The 1,682-nt window shown below is 63.9% G+C and carries 1 protein-coding gene and 2 pseudogenes; all 3 read right to left on the bottom strand.

Features of this window, described 5'->3' with window-relative positions:
* Positions 1-255: pseudogene (locus WCE35_RS03665) on the bottom strand (OmpA family protein); the annotation flags it as partial.
* Between the two features lie 253 nt (positions 256-508).
* A complete protein-coding gene (locus tag WCE35_RS03660) occupies positions 509-1,342 on the bottom strand; it encodes an FkbM family methyltransferase (protein ID WP_424591981.1) in 834 nt (277 codons plus the stop codon).
* Positions 1,343-1,494: 152 nt separating this feature from the next.
* Positions 1,495-1,682, bottom strand: a pseudogene (locus WCE35_RS03655) (succinate dehydrogenase iron-sulfur subunit); the annotation flags it as partial.

Below are 1,682 nucleotides of genomic sequence, written 5' to 3'. Positions count from 1 at the left end.
CGCGGGAGGCGGCGGAGGTGCCGGCGGCTTCACCGCGGGAGGCAGCGGCGCGGGCTGCCTTGGCGCCGGAGGCGGGGCCTCCTTCTGCTTCTGCGGCTCCCTGGTTTTCCCCTCTTCGCCCTGTCTGGTTTTGCCCTCTTCACCCTGGGCTTGCGCGACCACAAGCGGCGCGCCTTGCGCATGCGACGCGGAATTTGCAAGCTGCGTCACCGTCAGCGCGGTCGTGGCAAGCAGTACGAGACGAAAATTCATCATGATGTTCAATCCCTGGAAAAATCCTGGCGGCGAAGCAAACGCGTGCGCCGGATACACCGGCAGGTCGATCAACGGCTAATCATTAGGCCGGATTGTGGCGGGCTACAAAACGCCAATCCATTTTATTTCGCGCGCATGACGGAACCGATGCGCAGCCGTTCATCGCGCATTCAGGCCGATGTTCCAAGTCCCTGCTCGAGCTGTCGTCCGCGGCAAATTGGCATCGGTTGCGGTCGAGGCCATGGTCCGCGGACTATTTGGAACCGCGAACCAGCAAGGTATTGCTGCGGGTTTTGCCGGCTTCGCTGTAGCCGCGCGCGCGCATGTCGGCGATGCAGTCTTCCAGCCATTCGTTCTTCGACAGATGCTCGACCACCACCGCGCGCGGCCACAGCGATGGCGGCGCTTCCCGGAAGAAGCCTATGAGAACGCGGTCCTCAAAACCTTCGACGTCGATCTTCAGCGCATCGACCTGCGACACGCCGGCCTCGTCGAGGATGCGCCGCAGCCGCAGGGACGGCACCTTGATGGCCTTGCCGGAAATCTCCGATGTCACGATGTGGCTGGCGCCAAGATTGTCGCCGTCGGTCTCGATCATCAGCTCGCCATCGGCGGGGCCCGCGGCGGCGGCCACCAGCTTCACCTGGGCATGGCCGGATGCGGCATTGTTGAACGCCAGCCGGGCATGGGTGATCGGATGCGGTTCGACCGCGATCACCTTGCCGCGCGGCCCGACATGGCGCGCCAGCACCATCGCATAGGTGCCGACATTGGCGCCGACATCGACGAACACGCCGCCGGCGGGCACATGCGCGCGCAAAAAATCCAGCTCTTCGAGATTGTAGTCGGGATTGAACAGCGCGCCGCGCTCGGTGGCGCTGGCCTGATGATGGAACCGGAAAGACGCGCCCTGATATTCGACGTCGAGCGGTCCGGTGCGCAAGAGGTTGACCAGCCGCGACAGCATCGGCCGAAACGCGCCGCGCTTCAGCCGCGAATGCCGGGCCAGCGAAATGATCGCGGCTTGCGCGGCGTTCGGCGCGAACGCGCCAAATGGCGGTGACGTCGGATCATTGTCGGGAGTCAAACGGCAACCTCAGCGAAGACAGCAAAAACGGTGTTGGTACCCGTCATTGCGAGCGGAGCGAAGCAATCCATGGCGCAGCGAAGCAAGAATGGATTGCTTCGTCGCTTGCGCTCCTCGCAATGACGAGACGAGCTGCGTTTCCGTACGCGGCCCTAGATCTGGCGCTCGACCATCTTCAGCTTGAGCTCGGCAATGGCTTCGGAGGGGTTGAGGCCCTTCGGGCATGCCTTGGCGCAGTTCAGGATGGTGTGGCAGCGATAGAGCCGGAACGGGTCTTCGAGATCGTCGAGCCGTTCGCCGGTGGCTTCGTCGCGCGAGTCCTTCACCCAGCGCGTCGCCT

Origin of the sequence: Bradyrhizobium sp. (assembly GCF_049691595.1) — a bacterium.
In the GTDB taxonomy this organism is placed as follows: domain Bacteria; phylum Pseudomonadota; class Alphaproteobacteria; order Rhizobiales; family Xanthobacteraceae; genus Bradyrhizobium.
The sequence above is the reverse complement of the archived record's forward strand: the minus strand, read 5'-3'. Positions and strand labels throughout refer to the sequence as shown.